This window comes from Rathayibacter iranicus NCPPB 2253 = VKM Ac-1602 (assembly GCF_003149025.1).
GTDB classification, from domain to species: domain Bacteria; phylum Actinomycetota; class Actinomycetes; order Actinomycetales; family Microbacteriaceae; genus Rathayibacter; species Rathayibacter iranicus.
In genome coordinates this window covers 1-16,748 of sequence record NZ_QGDV01000026.1, presented here as the reverse complement: position 1 = coordinate 16,748, position 16,748 = coordinate 1, and the positions used below count along the sequence as shown (strand labels likewise).

The following is a 16,748-nucleotide window of genomic DNA, read 5'->3' as shown; positions in this document are numbered from 1 at the left end:
GCATGTCTGATGACGGTGAACGCGTGGGAGGGTCGCGCTCCGGTGCGGTGGATGCTGCGTGAGCCCTCGAACGCACCTGTCGACAATGGCTGGCGCATTATGAGCGCCGCGGACAGCAGCGAGTACCTCGCAGACTCGAACAACTGGCGCATCACCGATTTCAACGATGCCTGCGAAATCGAGCCCGCTCTGATCGGTATCTACGACCTCCCGGTCGGAAGCGATCTGCAAATCGTCATCGACGAGCACGGCAAACGCATTGTCGACACGCCGACCGGTCGAGAACTGACACCCGAGAGAATGTACGTCCCACCAGGCCACCGACGCTGACCTTCTGACGTCTCAGCGGGAGGCGTGGGCGGCGTATGAGGCCACGAATCCTAGGTTAGATCAGGTCCTCACGCTGGGAGGCTATTAGCGGAAGCAGACAGAAGACGCGTTCTGGTGCTCGGTGTGGGATGGGTTGCAGGTCATCGCGCGTGCCCTGGTCACGGCCGTGGGGATCGGTGTGGCCCCGTTCACGGATCGATTCCTTCTCTAGGTGCGGGCTCCCTGCCGGTTGACGCCCACGAACGCAAAAGAGTAAGCCTCACAAAAAGGGGCAAGAGAATCCACGGACCACCTCCGCGACCTCCGGCCCGGAGAGACGGCCCGTTCCGGCGAGCCAGAGCACGTTCTGCGAGCTGTAGGTCGCAGAGGAATCGACCCCGCGGACATACGTCGGCTATCGTGGCGCTCGCCGCCGCTCAGTCCCCTCCGCGGGACTGTCAATGGGGGTCCGGCGTGTCTCCGGCCCGATTCACCGCACTGGGAGTCGAGCGGATACCGTCCCCGAGGAGCCGTCCGTCCGGGACGGCCCCATGAACGAAAGGTGACCGTGGCCACGCTCATCTACGGACCGCAGAACCTCGAGATCGAGTTCGAGGAGCGCGTCCTCGCGCACCTCAAGGTCGCCGTCCTGTCGAAACTCCGCCGCAACGAAGCCTTTTCCCTCTCGTGGATCGAGGATGCCGCCTCCGGTCACGGTCGCAGCTCCGTGTGGCTGCATCCGTCCGTCCCGCTGCACTTCCGCTTCGCCGAGACCCACCAGCCCAAGCTCAACCGCGTCTGGATCGAGCAGATGCTCAGCGTGGCGAGCATGCACGGCGAACTCTCCGTGCTTCCGGAACCCGAGGAGCAACGTCCGGGCGCGTGAGGGCTGCCTCGTGATCCGACGCCCGTCAACCCGCTCCCCCGTGCGGGGGACGAGACGTACCGTCGAGACGACGCTCCTGATCCATCGCGGGGCGTCGACGGACGGAGACGACCATGACGGATACAGCGCGAGCAACCGGACTGCCTACCTTCACCGCGACACGACCGCTTCGCACAGGGCATCCAATAGCGTCGCGCAGAGTCCCCGATTCGGTCTCCGTCGAATCCCAGCCGGTCATCGGTTGCAGGATCAACGTCAGCGGCCACTCGTTCGTCGTCGAGCTCGACATGGCCGGCATCTTCCTCCGGCAGGTCCGCCGGAGCTTGCGTGAGGGCGACGGCGGGCTTGTCCTGCTGCGTCATATCGACGGAATCGAGATGATCCCGTTCTCACGCTCCACCCCGTTCGAGGTCGTCGATCTGGTCTGCCCCGAGGGCGTGCAACCGGCCGAGGCGCGCGCGGCGCTGGGTCTGCGCGCGCGGTAATTCTCGCTCCGTGCTCCCACCCCGTCAGGGGGTACTCGCCCCGCCAGAGCTGGCGTGCAACCGCTTCAGACAGGCGCGGCAGAGACGGGAGTGGTTACCCTCTCTATATGAGTAGACCTCAGCCAAACTCCGCCGTCCTCCAGGCGAAGCTTCGCCGCACCCGCTTCGTCGTCGTGGCCCTCGTCGCGGCAATCCTGTTCCTCGGAGTGGTCGCGCTCGCTCGTGGGGAGTCCGAAGCGACGCCCCTCGCCTCCCCCGGCGCCACCGGCTCCGCCACCGAGGCGCAGCAGAAGCCGCGCATCGAACGACGCGACGCCAACGATCCGGCCGCAATCGGCTCCGTTGATGCGCCGGTCGTCCTCACGGAGTGGACCGACCTGCGCTGCCCGTTCTGCGCACAGTTCGGCCGCGAGACCTTCCCGTCGATCGTGCAGGACTACGTCGACTCCGGAAAGGTCCGGGTCGAATTCCGCGATGTCGCCTTCTTCGGGGAGCAGTCGGAGCAGGCATCTGTCGCCGCCCACGCCGCCGGGCGCCAGGGGCTGTTCGCTGCCTACCTCGACACCGTGTTCCGTGCCGCGCCGGAGTCGGGGCACCCCGACCTTCCGCGCGAGAAGCTACTCGACTTTGCCCGCACCGCGCAGGTCCCCGATCTCGCCCGCTTTGAGGCCGACCTCGACGACCCCTCCCTGCTCCAGGCCGTGCAGCAGGAGACGGTATCCGCCCAACGGCTCGGCGTCACCAGCGTCCCCTTCTTCGTCGCCGATGGCACCGCCATCTCGGGCGCTCAGCCGGCCGACCACTTCCGCTCCTTCCTCGACTCCGCCCTCGCTGGCGCCTAAGCGGTGGAACTCGGACTCCTCGGCGCGTTTGTGGGCGGCCTGCTCACACTGCTCAGCCCGTGCTCGGTGATGGTGCTGCCCGCTTTCTTCTCGTACGCCTTCGCGACTCCCTCGGAGGTGCTGACGAAGACGGCGGTGTTCTACCTCGGACTTGTGACCACCCTGGTGCCGCTCGGGGTCCTCGCGGGGACAGTCGGTGCATTCGTCGCCGAGCACCGGGAGACCGTCATCACCGTCGCGGCGGTGCTGGTCATCGCCCTCGGACTCCTGATGCTCAGCGGGCTGCCCCTGCCCTTCCTTTCGCATCATGTCGCCGGTGGCACCACGACGGCCAGCGTCTACACGTTGGGGACGGTCTACGGCCTCGCTGGAGTCTGCGCGGGTCCGGTGCTCGGAACGGTGCTGACCTTCGCCGCGGTGGGCGGTGATCCGCTCGCGGGCGGAGTCGCGCTGCTCGTCTTCGCGGCGGGGATGGCGTTCCCTCTCCTCGTCCTCAGTCTGCTCTGGGCTCGGATCCCCGTGGTGCGTCGGCTCGTGCGGCCGCGCGAGGTGCGGCTCGGCCGCTGGCGAACGACGCTCTCGGCCCTCGTCGGCGGCGCGATCACCGTGGCGCTCGGCGTGCTCCTCCTGGTGACGCACGGCACCGCGACGCTCGGCGGCGGGATCGGCGCCTCCGCCGCCGTAAGAGTGGAGGGCTGGACACTCGATGTTGCGGGCGCGGTTCCGGATGTGGTGGTGCTGCTCGGGGTCGTCGCCGTCGCGGCGGTCGTCGTCGTCGCGATGCGGAGGCGTGCGCGGCCCTGAGCGCGCCGGGGCCGCGAGCCATGCCACCGCAACTAGTGGGGGAGCGACTCCTCGATCAGCTCGACGATCCGCGGGTCGTCGGGTTCGACCGTCGGTCGGAACCGGTGGACCGTGCCGTCGGCAGTAACGAGGAACTTCTCGAAGTTCCACTTCACCCGGCCGGCCTTGCCGTTCTCGTCCTCGGTCTTCGTCAACTCTGCGTAAAGCGGATGCGCGGCACGGCCGTTCACGCGCACCTTCTCGAACATGGGGAACGTGACTCCCCAGGTGGTGGAGCAGTATTCTTTGATCTTGTCCTCGTCGCTCAGCTCCTGCAAAAACTGATTGCTCGGAAAGCCCAGCACCGTGAATCCGCGGTCGCCGTAAGACTTCTGCAGGGCCTCGAGCTTTTCATACTGCGGAGCGAGGCCGCACCGCGAGGCGACATTCACGATTAGCCGCACCGGCGGATAGTCGGCGAGGGTCGACGCGGTGCCATCGATCGTGGTGAGCGGAATGTCGGCAATCGTCACGGCGGCTCCTTGTGTTTGGTGCCTCGAGGCTACTCCCGCTGCACCCGCTTGCGGCGGGGGTCCCCGCGGAGCCATACGGCGGGGCACCATAGGGGGATGGCCGCGCAGCAGCTCGTCTCGGTGGGTGGGCGGAGGCTCCGGCTGACCCATCTCGACAAGGTGGTGTACCCGGAGGCGGGAGTCACCAAGGCGGACGTGCTCGCGTACTACGCGTCGGTTGCCTCCACGATGCTGCCGCACCTGGCGCGACGCCCCGTCACTCGCAAGCGGTGGGTCGACGGAGTGGGCACGGCCGAGCAGCCGGGCGAGGTCTTCTTCGAGAAGAACCTGCCCTCCTCCGCCCCCTACTGGCTGAGCCGCACCCGGGTTGCGCACTCGTCGCGCGACGTCGAGTATCCGCTGATCGACGACATCGCCGGGCTCACCTGGTTGGCGCAGCAGGCCGCACTTGAGCTGCACGTGCCGCAGTGGCGGGTGGGCTCCGACGGCGAGCGCCGCCCACCCGACCGTCTCGTGCTCGACCTCGACCCGGGCGAGGGGGCGGGCCTGGCCGAGTGCGCCGAAGTCGCATTCCTCGCGCGCGACCTGCTGGAGGGAATGGGCCTCGCCCCGCTGCCCGTCACCAGCGGAAGTAAGGGCATCCACCTCTACTGCCCGCTGGAGGCTTCCGCGACCAGCGACCAGATCTCGGCCGTCGCGCACGAACTCGCGAGGGCACTCGAATCGGATCACCGCGATCTCGTCGTCTCCGACATGAAGAAGACCCTGCGCGAAAGGAAAGTCCTCGTCGACTGGAGTCAGAACAACGCGGCGAAGACCACGATCGCGCCGTATTCCCTGCGGGGACGCCTCCGCCCGGCCGTCGCCGCACCCCGCACCTGGGAGGAGCTGGGCGCCGAGGGCCTGCGTCATCTCGCGCCCGACGAGGTAGTGGAGCGCCTGCGCAGCGACGGCGACCTGCTCCGGCCGCTGCTCGCCGCCCGCGGCGCCGGGCTCGAGCCCACAGCCCAGCGGATGGCGGGCTTCGCCGCGACCGACGCTTCCGCCGACCGCCTCGCTACCTACCGCAGTATGCGCGACGCGTCGAAGACGCCGGAACCCGTGCCCGAGGCCGGATCCTCAGGTTCCTCCTCGGGTGACACCTTCGTGATCCAGGAGCACCACGCGCGGCGCCTGCACTACGACTTCCGACTCGAACACGACGGCGTGCTGGTCAGCTGGGCCGTGCCCAAGGGTCCGCCGCTGGATGGCGATCCGAACCGCCTGGCCGTGCAGACCGAGGACCATCCGCTCGACTACGGGACCTTCGAGGGCATCATCCCGGCCGGCGAGTACGGCGCCGGTGAGGTCCGCATCTGGGATGAGGGCACCTATGCGCTGGAGAAATGGCGCGAGGGCGCGGAGGTGATCGCTGTGCTGACCGGGCGCCCCGACGGCGGTCTCGGCGGTGAGCCCCGCCGCTACGCCTTATTGCACACCGGATCGAAGGCGGGCACCGAGAAGAATTGGCTGCTGCACCTGATGGCTCCCGGCCGCGGGACGCAGCGACAGGGCCGGTCGGCGAGGCCAGCGGCGTCCCTCGCATCCCGGCCCGCACCCACTCCCCCGCGTGCGGACGCCGCCCTCGCCCACCGCCCCATGCTCGCGACGCCCGGACGCCGCCACGACGTCGATCCTGAGGCCGCGATCGAGATGAAGTGGGACGGCTATCGTGCCCTCGTGCGGGTGCACAACGGGACGGTCACGCTGACCAGCCGCAACGGCAACGACCTGACCGCCGTGTTCCCGGATCTGCTCGGGCCGCTGGCGGAGGCATGCAGCGACGCCGTGCTCGACGGCGAGATCGTCGCGCTCGATACCCGCGGCCGTCCCGACTTCGGAGCCCTCCAGGCCCGCGGCGGAGTGACGAAGCCACACGAGATCGAGGCGGCGCGCACGACTCCGGTGCACCTGATGGTCTTCGATGTGCTCGAGCGGGGCGGCGAGAACCTGACCGGCCGCGACTACGACTCCCGCCGCGCTGCGCTCGTCGAGCTCGTCGCCGAGAACGAGCGTGTGCACGTCCCGCCGGTCTTCGACGGCGATCTGGAGGAAGCGATGGTGACCAGCCTGACCCTCGGCCTGGAGGGCGTTGTCGCCAAGCGCCGCGACTCGCGGTACCGCGAGGGCAGCCGGTCGCGCGAGTGGATCAAGCTGACCCATCACCGTCTGCAGGAGGTGGTGATCGTCGGCTGGCGCGAGGGCGAGGGCGGGCTGAAGGGCTCGGTCGGCGCGCTGCTCACGGCGATCCCCGACGGCGACGTGCTGGTCTACTCCGGCCGCGTCGGCACCGGCTTCAGCGACCGGGAGCGCCGCGACCTCGTCGGTCGCCTCGGCGAGCACGCGACCGACGAGCCCGCCGTCTCGGTGCCTCCGCTCGAGTCGCGCGGCGTGCATTGGGTGTCGCCCGTGCTGGTGGGCGAGGTCCGCTACCGCGAGCGCACCTCCTCCGGCATCTTGCGGCAGCCCGTCTGGCGCGGCTGGCGCGCCGACAAGGCCGCGACCGAGGTCCGCGCCGAGGAGCCGCCCGCTGAGGAGCCGCGCTGAGGTGCCCAAGAATGTCGCAAATCCGGTCGAAATGCAGCATTCTCGGGCACCTCAGCGCAGGACGGCCCACGCATTAGTCGAGGCGGACGCCGCGCAGCAGGAGCAGGGTCGCGCCGACCGCGGCGCCGGTGCCGATGAGGACACCGCCCGCTCCGGCCGCGGCGGCCAGGGTGCCGAGGAGGGTCGGCAGCGCGATCAGCCCGAGGCGGTTGCCCGCGAGACGCAGCGCCAGGGCCCGGCCGTGGCGGTCGGCGGGGGTCCGCTCGATCAGCCACGACATGGTGATGGGCTGCCCGATGCCCAGACCAAGACCGAGCAGCGCGACGGCAGCGAACAGCAGCGCGGTAGGCGCGGGCAGGGCGACCAGTACCAGGCACACCGCCGAGACGAGGATGCCGCCCACCATCACCCGGGTGCGGCCGAGCCGCGCGGTGGCGGCACCGAGCAGAAGGCGCGACGCCATCGAGGCCAGAGCCCGGACGGTGAGCAGCGCGCCGACGAGCCCCGCCGGTAACCCGCGCTCGGCGCCGAGGGCGGGCAGGTAGACGACGGTCAGATCGACGGCGGCGACGACCGTCGCACTGGTCAGTAGGGCACGGGCGAGGCCGGGCACGCGCAAGAGGCCGAGCGTCGACCCCAGGGAGGACGCCTGCTCCGGCACCCTCTCGCGCCGGGCAGGGCTGCGGATCCCGGCCGTCACCGCAAGGAGCAGCACCGCGAGCACCCCGCCCACCAGGAACAGCGGCTCCGGATCCGGCCGCACCGAGCCGCCGGCGAACACGGGGATAAAGGCTGGGCCGATCGCCTGCCCGAGCGAGGCGGCAAACGTGTAGTAGCCAAAGCGGCTGTCGAGGCGGGTGCCTCCGGTCCCGCCCGCCACGACGGTCTGCTGGCCGACGACGCAGCCCAGGTGACCGGCTCCGAGCATCGCGATGCCGACGAGCAACCCAGCGACACTCCCGCCTGCGAGCAGCAACACCGTCGCAGCCGCGACGGCGACCAGTGCGCCGACCGCCATCACGAGGCGCGCCCCAACTCGGTCGACGAGTCCGCCGACCGGCAGCGCAATCAGCAGCGGCACGAGCGCGAAGGAGGCGCCGAGCGCGCCGAGCGCCCATCCCGGCACGTCGAGCTGGATGGCCTGGTAGACCGCGGCGGGCCGCAGGAGGAACGCGACGGCCTGGATCAGCATGGCGTGCGTCAGCAGTGCCGGCGTCGCGAAACGATCCCGCACGGGCAGTCCTCTCTGCGGGCGCCCGACGCGCCCTCCCCCATCCTGGTACACCAGGCGGAGCCGGCGGCCGCTCCTGTCTTACAGCCTGGTGTGTCATACGTGTATGGTACACTCGTCGTGGCGCAGGTCGTTCTGATCGCACTGCGCCCTGGAGGCGCGTCGCCGCGTGGCCTGCACGAGGTGCACCCCGCTGCCGTGCCGGTCGCTGTCGACGGCGCGTCTCCCGCCCGAAACACTCCCCCGCGGTTCGATCGTCTACCGCGGGGGAGGATGGGCGCGGCCAGCCCGCGCTCGTTGAGTTGCCCGGGAAGGCTCCTCTCCGCCCTGAGAACGAGCCTTCTCGGGCAACTCAGCCCCCTCGGCACGCCCCTTTGCACTTAGGAGAGCCGGGGCACCAGCAATTCGAGCAGGTCCTCCATGCCGTTGACCTGCTGCGGCGCTCCCCCGCCGCACGGCCGATAGCTCGGCGGATCGGTGTGCAGGATGTGACCGATCGGCTGTCCCTTCTCCCACACGGTGAGGAGGTAGTCACCCTCGCCTTCATCGGGGGCGCCGATCTCAAAGAACCGGCCGCGGAGGGTCGCGCACTGCGGTTCTTTGCGAGCGAGGCACACCCAGCGCGGATGATCGCAGGTCATCATGCCCGTCCTCTCCGGCAGGTAGTACACCGTGCCTGTGACGAAACGGACCGTCGGCCCTCGCGCGTCCGACACCCGTTCTCACCACGGTACGTCGGGGGCTCTTGCAATACTGAGGGGTTCACTGCCGCGACTCGCGGTGCTAGCACGCACGTCTGCGAGGAGGAGGCGCATTTCGCCCTCCGCGGCGCACTCGTCTGAGTACGCGACACGCCGAGGAGAGCGCACTCAAGAGGCACCTCGCGGGGGTCAGAGGAGCGGGGGTCAGGGGCTGGGGGTGAGCAGGTCGGCGTGGTGAGCGATGGCCACGTTGGGGTGGGCGCGGAGGCGGTAGCGCAGCGCGTTCTCGCCGTAGGTCTCGAGGATGGGTGCGTTGGTCGGATCGACAGAGAGGCCGGACTTGAGTTCCTCGGGCAGGGGGAATGAGGGCATCGTCGCGGAGAGCGCGGGGTTGAAGAAGAACGGGATCGAGATCCGGTCCGTGCCGATCAGCGGCGAGATCACTCGGTGCAGCGTCGCCTTGAGGTAGCCGCCCGTGGCGAGTTCCAGCATCTCGCCGATGTTCACCACGAAGGCTCCGGGCAGCGCCGGCGCCTCGATCCAGGAGCCGTCGTGCTCGACCTGTAGGCCGCCCTTGCCGGGCTCGACCAGCAGCAGCGTCAACACTCCCCCGTCGCGGTGCGCGCCGACGCCCTGCTTCGGCTCGGGGTCAGAAGTGCCCGGGTAGCGCACCACCTTCACCAGCGAGAACGGCCGCTCGGCGAATGCTTCGTCGAACACGCCCTCCGGAGCGTCGAGGGCGAGCGCCCAGGTGCGCAGCAACCGGATGGCGACTGCGGCGAGCGCCTCGTGCCAGCGCTCAAAGACCTCGCGGAACTCCGGTAGCGCCTCCGGCCAGAGGTTCGGCCCTTCGAGGCGCTCATAGTCGGGGATGCCGGGGCCGCTCTCGACCGCCGGCCGGTCGATCCCGATGTCGACCTGCTCGCGGTAGTCCACGTCGCCGTTGGTCAGCTCGGCGCCGAAGCGGGTGTAGCCGCGGAACTGCGGGCTCAGCGTGTTCTCGATCGCGAGCTTCTGCTCCTCCGGCAGCTCAAAGAAGCGGCGGGAGACGGCGACGACGTCGTCGAGGAGGTCCTGCGGCACCCCGTGGCCGACGAGGTAGAAGAATCCCACGTCGTGCGTGGTCTCGCGGAGGTCGCGGCGAAAGGCGGCAGCCTCCGCCTCCCCCTGGTCGAGGCGGGACAGGTCGAGGATCGGGAGCGATTCGGTCATGTGACGAGCCTGACGCAGACGGTGCCTTCATGGATGATTGTTACGACAACAATGACGGCAGGTCTCGCCGATCTGCGGAGGGAAGCACCTCCGCACACCGGCGAGACCCGCCAGGAGTAGCGGATGTTACGGCGTGGGCATGCCGCCGTTGACGTGCAGCGTCTCACCGACGACGTAGCTCGACTCCGGGGAGGCGAGGAACACATAGGCGGGAGCGAGTTCGGCCGGCTGGCCCCAGCGGCCGAGCGGCGTCTGCGAGCCGACCTCGGGCAGCTTCTCGGGCGGCTGGCCGCCCGCGGTCTGCAGCGGCGTCCAAATCGGACCAGGGGCGACGACGTTCACGCGAATGCCCTTCGGCGCGAGCTGCTGCGCGAGCGCCTTCGAGAACGTGTTGATGGTGGCCTTGGTGCTGGCGTAGTCGACCAGCATCGGCGAGGGCTGGTAGGCCTGGATCGACGAGGTGCTGATGATCGCGGAGCCGGGGGCGAGGTGCGGCACGGCGGCCTTCGTCATCCAGAACATTGCATAGACGTTGGTCTTGAAGGTCTCGTCGAACTGCTCATCCGAAAGCTCGAGGAAGTCCTCGACGTGCTGCTGCTTTCCCGCATTGTTCACGAGGATATCGAGTCCGCCCAAGCCCTCGACCGCCTTCGTGACCGCGCCGACGGCGACGTCGTGGTCGGTGATATCGCCGGGGATCGCGACAGCGGTGCGGCCGGCGTCCTCGATGAGAGCGACGACCTTCTTCGCGTCCGACTCCTCCTCGGGGAGGTAGACGATGGCGACGTCGGCGCCCTCGCGGGCGTAGGCGATGGCGACGGCCGCGCCGATGCCCGAGTCGCCTCCGGTGACGAGCGCCTTACGCCCGGAGAGCCGGCCGGAGCCGCGGTAGGTCAACTCGCCACGGTCGGCGGGATCGTCCATCTTCGAGTCGAGGCCGGAGCCCTCCTGATACTGCGCCTCGGTGTCGATGTCGGCGAACATCGCGGTCGGGTCTTGAAACGTGTACTGGTCGGTCTGCGAAGCCTGGTCGTTGTGCGAAGTCATGCCCTCGACGCTAGGCGCGTGCATCCAACGATCTCGCGTGCTTGACAGCCCCGATGCCGCACAGCACCGCGAGGAGCCGAAAGGGGCGCGGATCCGCGAGAATAGTGCAGTGACCAGTGACGACTCCCTGTCCTTCGACTCCACAGCCGCGCTGCCCGGCTGGCAGCACGCCTACTCCGGCAAGGTCCGCGACCTCTACACTCCCGACGACGCCGACCCCGTGCTCGGCGCCGAGCGGATGCTCGTCGTCGCCAGCGATCGCGTTAGCGCCTACGACAGCGTCCTCGAGCCCGGCATCCCCGGCAAGGGCGAGCTGCTGACCGCCCTCTCGCTGTGGTGGTTCGCGCAGCTTGCCGACGTTCCGAACCACCTCGTCTCGGGTGAGATCCCGGAACCGGTGCGCGGCCGGGCCATGCTCGTGAAGACGTTGGATATGTTCCCGATCGAGTGCGTCGTCCGCGGCTATCTGTCGGGCGGCGGCTGGAAGGAGTACCGGGCCACCGGCTCCGTCTGCGGCGTCGCCCTCCCGGAGGGCCTCAACGACGGCGATCTGCTCCCCGAGCCGATCTACACGCCGGCCTGGAAGGCCCCGCAGGGCGAGCACGACGAGAACATCACCTTCGAGCGCACCGTCGAGATCGTCGGCGAGGAGGCAGCGGAGGCGTTGCGCACCCTCTCGCTGCGGGTCTACGCCGAGGCGTCCGCCATCGCGCTGGCCCGAGGCGTGCTGCTCGCAGACACCAAGTTCGAGTTCGGCGTCGATCGCGCGAGCGGAGTCGTCACACTCGGCGACGAGGTGCTCACCAGTGACTCCTCCCGCTACTGGGATGCTGACGCGTACGACGCGGGGGTCCGTGGGCAGTCGTTCGACAAGCAGATCGTGCGCGACTGGCTCTCGGACAACTGGGACGGCCAGGGCCACCCGCCGACCCTCCCCGCCGAGATCGTCGAGCGCACCGCCTCGCGCTACCGCGAACTCCTCGAACGCTTGACGCGCTGAGACGCGGAACGATCCGTGGACGACGACCACCGCCACGTTCGGCTCCAGGCCGGCGGCGGGGATCCCGATGAGGCGCGCCACCGCCTCGCGAGGCTCTACAACGGTGACGACTGGCGCGCCGCGACCACCGGCTCCGACTTCACCTACCGCTACGCCGCGATCGGCGACTCCGGTATGACACTGCGCATCTCGCGGATGTCCGAACGGCTCGCCGACGGCGTTGGCGACTCGGGCGACGTCGTGGTGCAGTGGATCGTCAGCGGTCGCGCCCGCATCGACCTGGGCACCACGTCGATCACGATGGAGCCGCACCGTCCGGTGCTCTTCCCGGTCGACCGGCCGTTCTCGTTCGATTACCTCGACTTCGACCAGCGCCTCGGCCGTCGTAGTCGTGTTCGGCGGTGCGGAGTCGCGTCAGCAGCGCGAAGAGATCAGGTCGAGCATCCACGGCAGGCACCTTCCGAGCGGCAGGCGCTCCCGGCGCACACTCGCTGCCCTTATCGAACCACCTTGACGGGAGCGTGGCCGCTTCTGTCCCGAAAGCGCAGTCGGCGCTCGGCCTGTTAGTCAACCGACTTAGCAATTGCCTACAGTCGTCGCAGCGGGCCGCTTCCGGTGCGCCGCCAACTCCAGGAGGTGCACGATGGGTCGTCTGCTCTACGGCGCTCCGGCCAGCGCGCACTCGTTCGACGACCGGGACCTCGCTCACGTGCAGGCCGTCATTACCTCGCGATTTCGCCGCGGCGAGGGTTTCCTCCTCACCATCACAGATGACAACGGCCATCGGTCGGAGCTCTGGCTGCACCCCGCGATCCCCACTCGATACGAATACGACGGCGTCGCCCCAATCGTGCTGAACCCCCACTGGCTCCGCGAACTCTCGAACAACTCGAACGGCCGCCTCGGCCTTCACCTCCTCCCCGAAACCTCGTCCCCCGACGACCTCTCCGTGAAGAAGATCCCCGCATGAGCGACCACAACGGCACCCTGTTCCGCCGCGGCGGCACCGTCCGCTTCGTCCGCTGGATTTCCTCCCGTGACGGCGGATGGGCCCCCGAAATCGTGCAGGGCCGCTATCTCGAACGCGACGACGCCGGCTGGCTCGTCGAGATCGAGGGCACTCCGACGGTTCTCGCGAAGGACGACTGGGCCGTTTGCCGCTGATCCGTCCGGCGTACTGTGGAGCAAGTGCGTTCGCTCGATCACCGTGGCATCACCTCGGCTCCCTTCCTTCTGACCACCGTCGGGACCACGAGTCTCGTCTTTCTCTGCGCGTTCGAGTCGCTCGCGGTAACGACGATCATGCCGATCGTCAGCACCGATCTTGACGGACGTTCTCTTTACCCGCTCGCGTTCGCCGCCGCCCTCGCCGCCGCTGTCGTCGGGATGGTTGCGGCCGGCTCTTCCGCTGACCGGCGCGGTCCCACTCCCGCTCTGGTGACGGCGATCCTGCTGTTCACACTCGGTCTGATCGCCGCCGGCGCCGCGCAGTCGATGCCGGTGTTCGTGGCAGCGCGCCTGCTTCAGGGCCTGGGCAGCGGAGGAATTACCGTCACCCTCTACGTGCTCGTCGCCCGCGTCTATCCCGGCGAGCTGCATCCGCGGATCTTCGGCGCCTTCGCGGCCGCCTGGGTTGTGCCGTCCCTGATCGGCCCATTCGTCGCGGGAGTAGTGGCCGAGGTCGCGAGCTGGCACTGGGTCTTCTTCGGGGTCGTCGCGTTGGTCGCCCTTGCCAGCGCCGCTGTCGCACCGACCCTCCGCGCCCTCGGCCCGCAGGAGTGCCTCCCCTTCGACCGAGGCGCCGTGGGACGGATTGCCCGCGCCGTCGTCGTGTCGGCAGGAGTCGTCGTGCTCAGCACGAGCGCTGAGATCGCACCCGGACTCTCCGGCGTCCTCGCCACCGCCGCGATGGTCGTCGTCCTCGTCGCCGTTCGCGCCCTTCTACCGGCCGGCACCCTGCGCGCCCGCGGAGTTCTTCCGTCAGTGATCCTGCTGCGCGGCCTTGTCGCCGCCGCCTTCTTCGGGACCGAGGTCTATCTCCCCCTGCTCCTCTCCGAGCAGTACGGTCTCCCGCCGTGGCTTTCGGGGGCGACGCTCACGGCCGGCGCCCTCTCCTGGGCGCTCGGCTCGAATCTCCAGGGTCGCCCCGGCACGACGTTGAGCCACGGCCGCGCCATGAAGCTGGGCACGGCGCTAGTGCTGGCGGGCATCGCCGTCGTGCTGCTCACCACCGTGCTCGTTCTCACTCCGGTTGTCGCCGCGGTCGGCTGGTTCCTCGCCGGAGGCGGCATGGGCACGATGTTCCCGCGGATGGGAACCATGACGCTGGCCCTGTCCGCACCGGGACGCGAGGGCTTCAACAGCTCAGCGCTCCAGATCGCGGACTCCGCCGGAGCCTCAGTCTCGCTCGCCGTGACCGGCCTCCTCGCCGCGGCGGTCACCGGCCTGATCGGCGCAGGCACGGGCGTGTTCAGCGCGACCTTCGCCTACGGTGCCCTGCTCGCGCTGGCGGCGGCGGCACTCGCCGGGCGGATCGACGGGCTCCTGCGCCGCGAGGGACGCCGGGAGCCCGCCGCGCGCGATCAGGTGTAGAGCGACTCCGGGACCTCGAGACCGTAGATCGCGCGACCCGACGACCAGATCACCGAACACGCGGCCCGGAGCAGGTCAGTCGCGTCGTCGCCGGCGTCCACGATCACCACGGAGTCGCCGTCGAGCCGGACCTTCGCCCCGCGGACCGCGTGCGTCCCGTTCTTGGACACCGTGGTCGCGGGATAAGGCATGTGCAGCTCACGAAGATCGCCCAGGATGTACTGCGGGCGCAGCTTCGGCTCCGCCGCAAGCAACTGCTTAGCCCGGTCGATTCCAGTGAGGACGTGCGCGCCGTCCATGCCGGCGGCGTTCGCACCGGCGATGTCGGTGTCGAGTCGATCACCGATGAAGAGCGGATTTGCGGAGCCGAAGCGGGCGGTGGCCGCATCGAAGATGGCTCGCTCCGGCTTCCCCGCCACAACGGGAAGTCGGCCGACCGCGGTATGCACCGCGGAGACCAACGTGCCGTTGCCGGGAGCGATACCTCGCGCGACCGGGATCGTCCAGTCGGTGTTGGTTGCCACCCACGGGATGCCCGTGTGCAGGGCGAAGGACGCCTCTGCCAGCTGCTCCCAGCCGACCGTGGGCGCGAAACCCTGGATGACGGCCGCGGGTGCGTCCTCCGCGCTGCGCGTGACGGTGAAGCCGGCCCGCTCGACCTCGGTGGTCAGCCCCTCACCGCCAACTACCAGAATCGTCGCGCCCACCGGTACCAGGTCAGCGAGCAGGACGACCGCCGCTTGCGGTGAGGTGACGACGTCCTCCGGCCGGACGGTTAGACCCAGGTCCGAGAGGTGTCCAGCGACAGATGCGTCGGTCCGCGAGGCGTTGTTGGTGATGTAGCCAACTCGGAGCGTCTCACCTGCGCGGTTCAGGCTCTCGACCGCAAACGGGATCGCCTCGGCGCCTGTGTAGACGACACCGTCGAGATCGGCGAGGACGGCGTCACGGCCGTCGAGCGGTGATGGCTCAGTCCTGGTGCTGCGAAACATCGGCGTCCTCCTCGCTGGTCGGGTTGGCGGCGGCCGGCGCAGGAGCATCAGGAACCGAAGCGTCTTCCTCCTCGATGACTTCGATCGTCTCGTCGTCATCGCCACCCTCGGCCGCGAAGACCGCCTGCGCGGCGATGTCCGCGCGGCGCCGCCACTGGTCCGCCTCGTCAGCACGTCCGAGTTCTTCGAGCACGAGGGCGTAGGCCGCGAAGAGATCAGGACTGTAGGAAAACGCGCGGTCGGGATCGAGTTGCGGGATCTCCAACTCCATGAGCGCGAGTTCGGTTTGCCCGAGGTCGAGGCGCGCACCGGACATAGCAATAGCCAGCGAGACTTGGGCGCCCGGACTGAGAGCGCCGCGAGCGATGGAGCGGCCCAGTTCGAGCGCCTTATCGGGCCGACCCACTCCGCGTTCAGAGTCGACCATCAACGGGACCTGCTCGTCCGATCCGGAAATGCGGCGGAACGTGCGCAGCTCCCGCAACGCGAGGGCGAAGTCGCCGGTGGCGTAGGCCGAAATCGCAAGCGACTCACGGACGACAGCGATGCGACCCGCACGACGCGCTGCGGAGAGGACGTGCCGGTGGGCGAGTTCCGGATCTTCCTCGAGGAGCCGACCGGCCATTACCAGGTGGCGAGCGACCCACTCGGCATTGTCCTTCGAGAGCGTGCGCAATTCATTGCGGGCGACTTTGTCGAGGTCCTTCGCCTGGACATCGTCAGGAAGATCGGGATCGTCGTGGCGCGGGCGCACGGACTGGAGGGAACGGCGCTCGCGCTCCTCCTCCGTAAGCTCAGGCTCTTCGCGCGCAGCACCGCGGCCACCACCGACGCTCTCCCGCCCACGGCCACCACCCTGGCGGTCTCCGCCACCCCGCCGATCATTCGACCACGGGCGCGCTCCACCGTCACGACCGCCCGCGCGGAACGGCGGACGCGACTCCCCATCGCGGCGCGGGCGGGAATCGCCGTCACGCTGCGGACGCGATTCCCCACCACCACGGTACGGGGGCCGAGCATCCGCATCACGACGCGGGCGTGAATCCCCGTCACGCTGCGGACGCGGGTTTTCACCACCGCGATACGCGGGACGAGCGTCACCGTCACGACGCGGACGCGAGTCACCCCCACGCTGCGGACGAGACTCCCCGCTACCGCGATACGGAGGTCGAGCATCACCATCACGACGCGAACCAGAGTGTCCCGAGTCCCCGGAGGAACGGTTGGCACCGCCACCACCGCGCGGTCGCTCATCGCGCCGTCGGGGATCGCGTTCGTTCCGGTCGGATCCTGAATCGTCCATGCGTTCCTCGCCTGTCGTGATGGTGCTCTGTGGAGTTGACCCGCCCGAGGGCGAGGAGGACGACCGCAGCCGTCGCACCACCCTAACCCGCGCCGCGACCTCTGAGCCGCGCGCTGAGTGGCGGTGGTTAAACAGCGATGGCCACCCAGGTTCTGGGTGGCCATCGTGAATGGTGTCCGGCGGTGTCCTACTCTCCCACAGGGTCTCCCCTGCAGTACCATCGGCGCTGAGAGTCTTAGCTTCCGG

General features: G+C 69.1%; 19 protein-coding genes and 1 rRNA gene. 12 read left to right on the top strand and 8 right to left on the bottom strand.

Annotated elements, in window-relative coordinates:
- The 5 genes from B0H03_RS15525 to B0H03_RS15505 all read left to right on the top strand — a co-directional run.
- On the top strand, positions 1 to 330 hold a 330-nt coding region (locus tag B0H03_RS15525), incomplete at its 5' end, for an immunity protein Imm33 domain-containing protein (RefSeq protein WP_109714922.1).
- A 547-nt stretch (positions 331 to 877) separates the two neighbouring features.
- Positions 878 to 1,195, top strand: coding sequence for a DUF7882 family protein (locus B0H03_RS15520; RefSeq protein WP_202130218.1), 318 nt, complete (start codon positions 878 to 880; stop codon positions 1,193 to 1,195).
- A 113-nt stretch (positions 1,196 to 1,308) separates the two neighbouring features.
- Positions 1,309 to 1,680 (top strand): hypothetical protein, encoded by a 372-nt coding sequence (locus tag B0H03_RS15515; protein ID WP_104265992.1) that lies wholly within the window; start codon positions 1,309 to 1,311, stop codon positions 1,678 to 1,680.
- 107 nt (positions 1,681 to 1,787) lie between these two features.
- Complete coding sequence (locus B0H03_RS15510) at positions 1,788 to 2,522, top strand: DsbA family protein (protein WP_104265991.1); 735 nt, start codon at positions 1,788 to 1,790, stop codon at positions 2,520 to 2,522.
- A 3-nt stretch (positions 2,523 to 2,525) separates the two neighbouring features.
- Complete coding sequence (locus B0H03_RS15505; protein WP_104265990.1) at positions 2,526 to 3,326, top strand: cytochrome c biogenesis CcdA family protein; 801 nt, start codon at positions 2,526 to 2,528, stop codon at positions 3,324 to 3,326.
- Positions 3,327 to 3,358: 32 nt separating this feature from the next.
- Here the strand turns inward: B0H03_RS15505 and B0H03_RS15500 are convergent, their stop codons facing one another.
- On the bottom strand, positions 3,359 to 3,838 hold the full coding sequence (locus B0H03_RS15500; RefSeq protein WP_104265989.1) for a glutathione peroxidase: 480 nt from the start codon (positions 3,836 to 3,838) through the stop codon (positions 3,359 to 3,361).
- Positions 3,839 to 3,934: 96 nt separating this feature from the next.
- On the opposite strand from B0H03_RS15500, the gene B0H03_RS15495 reads away from it, so the two are divergent.
- Complete coding sequence (locus B0H03_RS15495; RefSeq protein ID WP_104265988.1) at positions 3,935 to 6,424, top strand: ATP-dependent DNA ligase; 2,490 nt, start codon at positions 3,935 to 3,937, stop codon at positions 6,422 to 6,424.
- Positions 6,425 to 6,497: 73 nt separating this feature from the next.
- Here the strand turns inward: B0H03_RS15495 and B0H03_RS15490 are convergent, their stop codons facing one another.
- From B0H03_RS15490 to B0H03_RS15475, 4 genes are all read right to left on the bottom strand, one after another.
- Positions 6,498 to 7,658 carry an MFS transporter gene (locus B0H03_RS15490; protein WP_337189984.1) on the bottom strand — a complete coding sequence of 387 codons (1,161 nt, stop codon included), beginning with the start codon at positions 7,656 to 7,658 and terminating at the stop codon, positions 6,498 to 6,500.
- A 377-nt stretch (positions 7,659 to 8,035) separates the two neighbouring features.
- Positions 8,036 to 8,371, bottom strand: coding sequence for a hypothetical protein (locus B0H03_RS15485; RefSeq protein WP_104265987.1), 336 nt, complete (start codon positions 8,369 to 8,371; stop codon positions 8,036 to 8,038).
- Positions 8,372 to 8,560: 189 nt separating this feature from the next.
- Complete coding sequence (locus B0H03_RS15480; RefSeq protein ID WP_104354030.1) at positions 8,561 to 9,568, bottom strand: isopenicillin N synthase family dioxygenase; 1,008 nt, start codon at positions 9,566 to 9,568, stop codon at positions 8,561 to 8,563.
- 126 nt (positions 9,569 to 9,694) lie between these two features.
- Positions 9,695 to 10,615, bottom strand: a complete 921-nt coding sequence (locus B0H03_RS15475; protein ID WP_104265984.1) for a glucose 1-dehydrogenase — start codon at positions 10,613 to 10,615, stop codon at positions 9,695 to 9,697.
- A gap of 109 nt (positions 10,616 to 10,724) precedes the next feature.
- Here B0H03_RS15475 and B0H03_RS15470 point away from each other — a divergent pair, with 109 nt between their 5' ends.
- The 5 genes from B0H03_RS15470 (at position 10,725) to B0H03_RS15450 (ending at position 14,207) form a co-directional block, all read left to right on the top strand.
- Positions 10,725 to 11,615, top strand: a complete 891-nt coding sequence (locus tag B0H03_RS15470) for a phosphoribosylaminoimidazolesuccinocarboxamide synthase (protein WP_419956919.1) — start codon at positions 10,725 to 10,727, stop codon at positions 11,613 to 11,615.
- A 15-nt stretch (positions 11,616 to 11,630) separates the two neighbouring features.
- Complete coding sequence (locus tag B0H03_RS15465; RefSeq protein ID WP_104265982.1) at positions 11,631 to 12,182, top strand: hypothetical protein; 552 nt, start codon at positions 11,631 to 11,633, stop codon at positions 12,180 to 12,182.
- Between the two features lie 76 nt (positions 12,183 to 12,258).
- Positions 12,259 to 12,585 (top strand): DUF7882 family protein, encoded by a 327-nt coding sequence (locus B0H03_RS15460; protein ID WP_104265981.1) that lies wholly within the window; start codon positions 12,259 to 12,261, stop codon positions 12,583 to 12,585.
- Complete coding sequence (locus B0H03_RS15455) at positions 12,582 to 12,779, top strand: hypothetical protein (RefSeq protein WP_104265980.1); 198 nt, start codon at positions 12,582 to 12,584, stop codon at positions 12,777 to 12,779. Before B0H03_RS15460 ends, B0H03_RS15455 begins: the two co-directional genes overlap by 4 nt.
- A 24-nt stretch (positions 12,780 to 12,803) precedes the next feature.
- Positions 12,804 to 14,207 carry an MFS transporter gene (locus B0H03_RS15450; RefSeq protein ID WP_241560464.1) on the top strand — a complete coding sequence of 468 codons (1,404 nt, stop codon included), beginning with the start codon at positions 12,804 to 12,806 and terminating at the stop codon, positions 14,205 to 14,207.
- Here the strand turns inward: B0H03_RS15450 and B0H03_RS15445 are convergent.
- Together B0H03_RS15445 and B0H03_RS15440 are read right to left on the bottom strand one after the other, a co-directional pair.
- Positions 14,198 to 15,199 (bottom strand): HAD-IIA family hydrolase, encoded by a 1,002-nt coding sequence (locus B0H03_RS15445; RefSeq protein WP_104354399.1) that lies wholly within the window; start codon positions 15,197 to 15,199, stop codon positions 14,198 to 14,200. The genes B0H03_RS15450 and B0H03_RS15445 overlap by 10 nt on opposite strands.
- Positions 15,177 to 15,824, bottom strand: a complete 648-nt coding sequence (locus B0H03_RS15440) for a tetratricopeptide repeat protein (protein ID WP_237399631.1) — start codon at positions 15,822 to 15,824, stop codon at positions 15,177 to 15,179. Before B0H03_RS15440 ends, B0H03_RS15445 begins: the two co-directional genes overlap by 23 nt.
- Between B0H03_RS15440 and B0H03_RS16315 the strand changes: the two genes are divergently transcribed.
- Positions 15,783 to 16,241 carry a hypothetical protein gene (locus tag B0H03_RS16315; RefSeq protein ID WP_202130220.1) on the top strand — a complete coding sequence of 153 codons (459 nt, stop codon included), beginning with the start codon at positions 15,783 to 15,785 and terminating at the stop codon, positions 16,239 to 16,241. The two genes, B0H03_RS15440 and B0H03_RS16315, sit on opposite strands and share 42 nt — an antisense overlap.
- A 435-nt stretch (positions 16,242 to 16,676) precedes the next feature.
- Here B0H03_RS16315 and rrf read toward each other — a convergent pair.
- Positions 16,677 to 16,748: ribosomal RNA gene (rrf, locus tag B0H03_RS17645) — 5S ribosomal RNA — on the bottom strand; the annotation flags it as partial.